This is a genomic window from Mycobacterium sp. SP-6446 (assembly GCF_001954045.1).
Classification (GTDB): domain Bacteria; phylum Actinomycetota; class Actinomycetes; order Mycobacteriales; family Mycobacteriaceae; genus Mycobacterium.
Genome location: NZ_MBEM01000203.1, coordinates 1 through 8,611, shown reverse-complemented (window position 1 = coordinate 8,611; position 8,611 = coordinate 1). Strand labels below are relative to the sequence as shown.

The 8,611-nt window shown below is 64.2% G+C and carries 4 protein-coding genes; all 4 read right to left on the bottom strand.

Features of this window, described 5'->3' with window-relative positions:
- The coding region (locus tag A5736_RS18030; protein ID WP_175611323.1) for an NAD(P)-binding domain-containing protein at positions 1-199 on the bottom strand (199 nt) is incomplete at its 3' end.
- Entirely contained in the window at positions 196-1,137 is a 942-nt protein-coding gene (locus tag A5736_RS18025; protein ID WP_076247757.1) for an alpha/beta hydrolase, read from the bottom strand. The genes A5736_RS18025 and A5736_RS18030, both read right to left, overlap by 4 nt.
- A complete protein-coding gene (locus tag A5736_RS18020; protein ID WP_076247755.1) occupies positions 1,134-2,792 on the bottom strand; it encodes an OB-fold domain-containing protein in 1,659 nt (552 codons plus the stop codon). The genes A5736_RS18025 and A5736_RS18020 overlap by 4 nt, the downstream gene beginning before the upstream one ends.
- Positions 2,793-2,878: 86 nt before the next feature.
- The gene (locus A5736_RS26435) at positions 2,879-8,476 is read right to left on the bottom strand and encodes a nuclear transport factor 2 family protein (RefSeq protein WP_217695763.1); all 5,598 of its coding nucleotides are present in this window, start codon (positions 8,474-8,476) and stop codon (positions 2,879-2,881) included.
- Between the last annotated feature and the right edge of the window lie 135 nt (positions 8,477-8,611).

The window sequence follows — 8,611 nt, the reverse complement described above, 5'->3', positions numbered from 1 at the left end:
CGCCGACGACGCACAGGCAGACCAGGTCGCTGGCGGAGGCGAGTTCGGCCGGCGATTCGGCGACCTTCGCCGCGGTGTCTGCGAACGGCTCGAGCGCCGCGGACCTGCGCGCCCATAGTGTCGTCTCGTATCCGCTCTCGACGATTCGGCGTGCCATGGGGCCGCCCTGACTGCCCAGCCCGATGAATCCGACTTTCATCCGGCCTCCTCTTCCTCCGCCGAGCGTGACGCCACAGTCACGTTCGAGTCCGAGAGTGACTGTGGCGCCACGCTCGAGGGAGCAGCCGCCACACATTCCTCCGCGAACGAGAGGACCGCCGCGTGGTAGTCCGGCGCGGTGTAGCCGAGGCTCATGTTGTGTCCCGCGTCGGGTTGACGGTGCACGGCGAACCGTGGCGCACCGGAGAACATCGCGGCGATCTCGGCCAACGCAGAATCATCGGTCTGCCAGACTCTTTCGTACTCCGCGATGCTGAAGTGCACCGGGACGCGCACGGCGGGAGCGAGCGCGGGGAAGTCTTGGCGGGCCCAGTTGGACACCATCATGTCTTCATAGGGTGGCGCCCCCGGATAAACCGTGGCTCCGGACAGCACCTCGGGCGGGTATAGCCGCTCCGGGCTCCACAGCAGTTCGCGCATGCCGGCCGGGCGGCTTTGCCGGGTCGCCGTCTTGAGCAGCTCTCGGGCCGCGGGGTGCCAGTGCCGGCCGGTGCCTGCCAATTCGATGCCGAGCAGATGGGCGCCGCGTTGGTCGTCGGCGGCCATGCGCATGGTGAGTTCGCAGCCGCCCGAATGTCCCATGACGAAAAGGCCGGCGCCACGCGGTTTTTGGCCGAGGATGCGATCCACCGCGCCGTAGGCAAGGTTGACCCGCTGTTCCGGCTGGGCCACCGCCTCGGGATAGGGAGCGGAGCTGCCATATCCGGGCCGATCGAGAGCTACCGCGGTGAATCCGGCCGCCGCGCCGGTCCGCAGCAATGAAAGCGACGGGTGGCCCGGGCAGTCGAAATACAGGGCGGTGGTGCCGCCGCCGTGAATCGCCACGATAACGGCCTTGGGCCCCGCGGTGGGTTCGGCGACCAACGCCGACATCGGCACGCCGTCGACGATGACCAAGCGCGGACGCGGCGCGCTCATGCGTCCGCCCGCAGCAGGAGCACGCCGCTCGGAGTCAGGCCGCCGCTGCTGACCACGCCCACGCGGGCGTCGGGCACTTGGCGGTCGCCGGCCTCGCCGCGCAATTGCGTGATGGCCTCATGCATCAGGCCCATGCCGTGGGTGCGGCCGTGCGAGAGCTGCCCGCCGTGGGTGTTGAGCGGCAGCAGGCCGTCGCGGGCGATGTTCTTCCCGCCGTCGAGGAATTCCCTCGCCTCGCCGATTCCGCAGAACCCCAGCGCCTCGATCCAGGACAGGCAGTTCATTGTGAACCCGTCGTACAGTTCGGCAACGTCGACATCGGTAGGCCGCAGCGACGTGCGCGTCCACACGTGTGCCGCCTGGCCCAGCACTTGCGGTTCGTGCGTCAAAGTGCTTTGGTCCCAGTCGATTCGCTCGATGATCTGGGTGCCCACCGCCTCGACCAGGACGGGTGGCTTGGGCAGGTCGCGCGTGGCGTCGATTGCGGAGACGATCACAGCGATCGAACCGTCGCACGGCACGTCGCAGTCGTACAGGCCGAAGGGCGTGGTGATGGGCCGCGCGTTCAGGTAGTCGTCCATCGTCATCGGGGTGCGATAGATCGCCGACGGGTTGAGCTCCGCGTTGGCTCGCTGGTTCAGCGCGATCCAGCCGAGCGTCTCTTTCGTTGTGCCGTAACGGTGAAAGTGCCGCTGGGCGTTCATGGCCAGGGTGTGGGCCGCAGACGTTGCGCCGAACGGCATCTGCCAGCCCGCCATGCGCCCCATGGACGGAGTGATCTTGCCCTGCTTCATCAACTCGCCGTGAGTGGCTTCCCACAACGTCCGGAAGCACAGCACGTGGCGGGCCAAACCGCCTGCGACAGCGAGCATTGCGGCGATCACCGAACCGCCCGGCCCGAATGTCTCCATGGCGCCGTTGTGCCACGTCGGCCGAATTCCGAGCGCCGCCTCGAGCGCGGTAATCCCGCCCTCGCCGAAGCCGCCGACGTTTATCGCGCCGGGATACGTGGACAGTCCGTCGATGTCGTCGAACGTCAACCCCGCGTCGGCGATCGCCGCCTCGCAGGCCTGGACGGTCAGCGACAGTGGCGGCACCATGAGCCGACGCCCGATCGGCGACATGCCGATGCCCGTGAGTGCGACCTTGTCCTCGAATTTCTCCGCGGTCAGCATGGGCCGGACGTGTTCGCCGAAGCGTTCGGGCGCTATCTCGTCGATCGGCAGGGGAGCGGGTTTGGCGTCTAGAGCGGCGGGCCGGAAGAGCGGGAACCAGACGCCCTCGACGTGCTCGAAGACGACCTCGACCTGTTGACCGAGTGCTAGCTGATCGGGATCGGACTCCACGATGTTGGTGGTCAGCCGCACGCGAGGGTCTTCGGCGATCGCCACCTGCGCGATGACGTACGGCGCCGGCAGCCCGGGCAGGCTGAAGCGTTGGTTGATCGTGAACCCGGCCAGTGTCGCCTTGCCGGAGACGGCCCGCACGCCCATGTCGCGCGACCGGCAGTAGCGGCATACCGGCGCCGGCGGATGGATCAGCGACTGGCAGGCCCTACATTCCTGTAGCCGCAGGGTGCCGTCGGCGCCCGAAGTCCAGAAGAACTCGTTTTCCTCGGTGACCAGGGGCAGCGGGCGTCCCGGTGCTGCTGACACGTCACCTCCGGGAAGTCGGTCTGCGGGTATGGTAGGCCCGTTATACGAATTGGAGAATTACGTTATCACTGCCGATCAGGCGCGATCTAGGCCGTAGGCGCCGACCGATCGAGCTCGTCGAATCGTGCGAGCGCGGCCTCGAGGTCTGCCTCGTCGAAGAACTCAGACCGGCTGACTAGTTCGCCTTCGACCGTAAAGACGTCGATCATGCGCCATTCGGCGTCGAAGCCCGCTTGTGACATCCCCTTCGCCACGTGGGTTACGACCGCGCCGAGGCCTGTCAGACGATGAACAGCCTCAACGTACATTTTGATGCCCACCGAATCGGCAAACGCGGCACGGAGGAATTCGATCAGGTCACCGGGCGCCATCGTTGGCCCACTGCGACGGTCGATGTCCTCGAATTCCGGTGTTATCGCTGGGATTTCACCCCGACTGAGCACGGCAAACCCTTCTGTGATCGCCGACCATACTTGGACGTATGGTGCCGCTTCGCCTTCAAGGTATCGCGCCTCGAGTCTCGCGAGGGCGGCGTCGATGTCATCGCCGTCGAATATCCCGCTGGCGGTGAGCCGGTTGTCGCCGTCAACCTCAACAACGCTTAGCATTTCGGTGCTCATCTCCCCGGGTTCGAATCCATGGATCGAGGACTGGATGCGAATCAGGGCCAGGCGCTGCCCGCGGGTCGCGACGACGGTCGACGTAATGCCCTCGAACCCGACCTCGGCGACTGCTTGCATGTTTGTGACATGGGCATCGCGTCCGTGTAGTACATCGGCGTTAACAACCCGACGGTGATCATGCGTGACGATGTCGTCCGCCATCGTCTCAGCCATTTCGGCCCAGTCTCGGGCTGCGAAGCAGCCCCACAAGCCTTCGGCCGCTTGGCTTGCCGCGTTTTCGAGCCGTCGCGTCTCGGGGTGCAGTTCGTCGAAGCGGGCGAGTGCGGCGTCGAGGTCTGCCTCGTCGAAGACTTCGTAGCGGCAAAGCAGGTCACCTTCGACCATGCAGACGGCAATCATCCGCCACTCGGCGGCAAAGCCCTCTTGCGAGGTACCCGTCACCGCCTGTGTGATGACGGTTCCGAACTCGCTCAGCCGATGCACCGCCTCGACGTAGCCGGTGGCGTCCGGCGTGAGGTCCCACACGGCCCGCTGAGCCGCGCCCAGCTCAACCCCTTCGAGCGATACGATCGGTCGACGGTCGACGTAAACCACATCCGGCGTCGTCGCGGCACTTTGTTGCCGATTGAACCCGGCGTGCCCCCCTGCAATCACTGACCACGTGCGTGCGTGGGCGGCCGCCTCCCCTGCAAGGTATCGAGCATCGAGCTCGGCGAAGGCGGCGTCGATGTCGTTCACGTCGTAGTCGACGTGCGCCACAATCCGCCCTTCGGTGTCGATCTCGACGATGTTGAGCATCTCGACGCGGAACTCTCCCTGCCGAGGGTCGCGGTTCGAGGAACTCATCCGAGACAGGGCGAGGCGCTCTCCGCGGGTCGCAATGACGGACGTTATGATCGCCGCGGCGTCGGCCACAGCTCGAAGGTTTGCGATCACGACATCGCGCCCATGCCAGAGTCCGGCATTCACCACAGGACGGCGATCGTCGATAAAGGTCTCGTCGGCGAGGATCTCTCCCAGCGCCGCCCAGTTGCGGGCCCAGAAGTATGCAAAGAAGCGGTCATCTGCCCGGCTTGCCGCGTTCTCCAGTCGCCGCGCCGGTCGCTGCAGTTCCTCGAAATGGGCGAGCGCGGCGTCGAGGTCTGCCTCGTCGAATAGCTCGCAGCGGTTAACCCAGTTGCGTCCGACCGCCAGAAGCCCGATGATGCGCCACTCGGCGTCGAAGCCCCCTGGCGAGGTCCCATATGCCGCGTGGGTGACCACTGCTCCGTGGTTACTGAGCCGATGCACAGTCTCGATGTAGATCTTGAGATCTGGCGCGACCTCCCACGCGGAACGGATGTACGCGGTCAGATCACCCCCCTGGAACGATTCGCGTACCCGGTGGTCGATGGTCACCCAATCCGACTTCGTCGCGGGTAGCTCATGTCGGTTGAGTGCGGCATAGGCCGCGGCGATGACCGACCATACGGGCGCGTGAGCCGCCGCTTCGCCAGCGAGGTACCGGGCGTCGAGTTCCTCGAAGGCGGCGTCGATGTCGTCGATGTCGAAGCCGACGTTCGCCACGATCCGGTCGTCGCCGTTGATTTCGACGATGGATAGAACCTCCGCGCTGATTTCGTCGGGCCCGACGACGCGGTTTGAGGACCGGATATGAGAAAGGGCGAGATGGTCCCCGCGGGTCGCAATGACGGTCGGAGTCAGGTTCCGCGGATCAACAATCTCGGCGATGACTCGCATGTCTGCGATGTGGGCTTCCCGACCGTGCCGCACGCCGCCGTTTACAACACGACGGCGATCGTCACTGCAAATGTTGTCGGCCGTCAGCTCGGCCATGGCTTCCCAGTCACGAGCCGCAAAATGCGTCCAAAAGCGTTCACTCACTTGGCTAGCCGCGTTTTCCAGTCGCGAGGGCTGCGGGTGCAGCTCATCGAAACGGGCGAGCGCGGCATCGAGGTCTGCCTCGTCGAAGATTTCGCAGCGGTTGATCAAGCCACCTTCGACCGTGAAGATGTCCGCCATGCGCCACTCGCCATCAAAACCCACTTGTGAAATCCCGTTCGACACAAGGGTAACGACCGCTCCGAGCTCGCTCAGCCGATGCACGGCCTCGACGTAGACGTTGTACGCGCCATCGTTTAATGCCTCACGCATGTATGTCTTCAGGTCACCAGACTCGATAGCGGCAAGAGACCGATGGTCGATGTCGATGAAGTCTGTAGTCGTCGCGAAGATCTCGCGTCTATTCAGCGCAGCACACGCTTGCATAATGGCCCACCACGTTTGCGCGTGCGCGGCCGCTTCGCCGGCGAGGTACCGCGCGTCGAGGTCTTTGAAGGCGGCATCGATGTCATCGGGATCGAACAGGACCCGTGCCACAATCCGCTCGTCAGCGTCGATCTCGACGATGCTTAGAAATTCGACCTGGAATGCCCCAGGTCGATCCTGGCCCGAGACACATGTACGACAGAGGTCGAGACGATCGCCGCGGATCGCGACGACGTCCGACGAAATATTCGTGAGCCCCACGCCGATAACGCCGGCCATGTTCGCGACGGCGGCATCGCGTCCGTATGTGATGCCGGAGTTGACGACCCGACGGCGATCGTCGATTGCGATGTCGTCGGCCAGGATCTCGGATAGCCCATTCCAGTCACGGGTGGCAACGCACGCCGTAAGGCGCGCGTGCTTTGCGCTCGCCGCGTTTTCCAGCCGCGATCCTGGCGGCTGAAGCTCTTCAAATCTCGCGAGTGCGGCCTCAAGATCTGCCTCGTCGAACATTTCGACGCGGTCGATACCCTCGTCTTCGACGATCACGACGTAAATCATTCGCCACTCGGCCTCAAATCCCTCAGGCGAGGTCCCGCGCAACGTATGGGTGGCGACCGCTCCAAACCTGTTGAGCCGGTGCACTACCTCGATTTGCATGTTGACGGCCGGCGTGAGGTCCCAGAAGGCGCGGATGGCAGCAGTCATATTGCTGGACGACAGCAGTGTCCCGCGGCGGTGGTCGACGGTAAGCCAGTCGATCGCGGGGAGTTCGTGCCGGTTGAATGCGGCATGGATCTGCGCAATCACCGACCATGTTTGCGAGTACGCGGCGGCTTCGCCGGCAAGGTACCGGGCGTCGAGTTCTTCGAAGGCGGCGTCGATGTCGTCGATATCGAACACGACGTTTGCCGCGCCGCGGTTGTCCTCGTTGATCTCGACGATTGCGAGTGCCGCGGCTTGGAATGCCTCAAGCGGACGGTCTTGGCTTGCGAACCCGACGCGAAAGAGCGCGAGGCGCTCCCCGCGGATCGCAACCACCGTCGACCTCGCAGCCCTCCAGATCTCCGCGGTGGCTTGCCAGTTCGCAATCTCGGCATCTCGACCGCGTCGTATCCCGGCGTTGACGACCCGACGGCGATCGTCTGAGGACATATCCTCGGCGAGGAGTTCTGCCATCGCGTCCCAGTCGCGGTCCGCAAAACGCGCTAGAAATTGCTCGATCACGCGACTTGCCGCGTTCTCCAGACGGCGCGCCTCCGGACGCAGCCCCTCCAACCGCGCGAGCGCCCCGTCGAGATCGCTCTCTTCGTAGATTTCCAACCGCGGCTCATTGGGATCGAGTAATAGAGTTCGCGCCCATTGCAATTCGTTCCCTTGCGCATCGGTACCTTCGATGACGAGACTGGCGACAACGCCATGGGCATCGAGGGCATGTACTGCCGTCGCGCGATAGCGGGCGTCAGGTACGAGAGGCCACAACTCCTCAATCGCCCGTCGGAAGTCTCCGTCTGCGAATGAGACTCGTCGGTGGTCGGTAAATGCAAGACGTTCGATCATCGGTCCCGGCTCGTGGCGGTTGACCTCGCCGAGGGTGTCCAAGGCGCGCTTCCAAACGCTCGCGTACGGGGCCGCTTCGCCCGCGAGGTACCGCGCATCTAGTTCCTCGAAGGCGGCGTCGATGTCGTCGAGGTCGAACGCGCTGCGCGCTGCGATCCGCTTATCGGCGGTGATCTCTACAAGGTTGAGAAATTCGATGTTGAATGCGCCCGGTTGCTGCTCTTCGCCCGAGATGCAGGTCCGGCACAGGACAAGGCGTTCGCCTCGAGTCGCGATCACCGTCGCCGTACTGCGCGTGGCCCCAATCCCGGCGAACGCCTGCATGTTTGCGATTTCGACATCACGGCCGCGCCTGATCTCGGCATTCACCACTCGTCGGTGGTCGTCGACAGACGTATCGGCGGCCAGTAGCTCCGCCATAGCGGCCCAGTCGCGCGCTGCGAAGTACGTCCGAAACCGCTCGTATGCTTGGCTTGCCGCGTTTTCCAGTGGCGGTGTGGGTCGGCTCAGCTGATCGAACTTCGCGAGTGCTGCGTCTAGGTCCGCCTCGTCGAAGAGCTCGACTCGACTGATCAGGTCGCCTTCGACGCTCAGCATGTTGATTCCGCGAAACTCGACGTCGGAGCCCTCCTGCGGAGTCCCGTACCCCCGCCACGTGAACACCGCGCCGAGATCGTTCAGGCGATGCGCTGTCTCGATATAGATGCCGCCGTTGGACAAGAGGTTCCATGCGGTACTGATGTATGCCGTGAGATCACCTGGATTAAACGCGATCCCTCGCCTGTGGTCGTTATTCACCCAATCCGGGGTCGTCGGGAGTGACTCGCGACGGTTGAGCGCGGCGCACCCACTTGCGACGATCGACCATGTGTGCGCGTGGAGTGCGGCTTCGCCGGCGAGGTACCGAGCATCGAGCTCAGCCATGGCGGCGTCGAAGTCGTCGAGGTCGAACGCGACGTAGGCGGCCATCCGGTTGTCGGAGTTGATCTCTACAACGCCGAGTTCCTCGGTGAGAACATTCTCGGGCCGCTGGTCTCGGTCCTTGGAACTGATGTGAACGAGGGCGAGGCGCGCGCCACGGACCGCAATGACTGTCGACGAAAAGTCTGCGACCCCAACCTCGGCGATGGCTCGCAAATTCGTGATTTGGGCATCTCGACCGTGTAGCACTCCAGCATTCACCACATGCCGGCGATCGTCGTGAGTTACGTTCTCAGCCAGTATTGTCGCCATCGCGTTCCAGTCACGCGCGCCGAAGTACGCAAAGAATCGCTTGGTTATTTGGCTCGCCGCGTTCTCCAGGCGTCGCGCCGTTCGGCTTAGCTGTTCGAACCTGACGACCGCGGCATCGAGGTCCGTCTCGTCGAA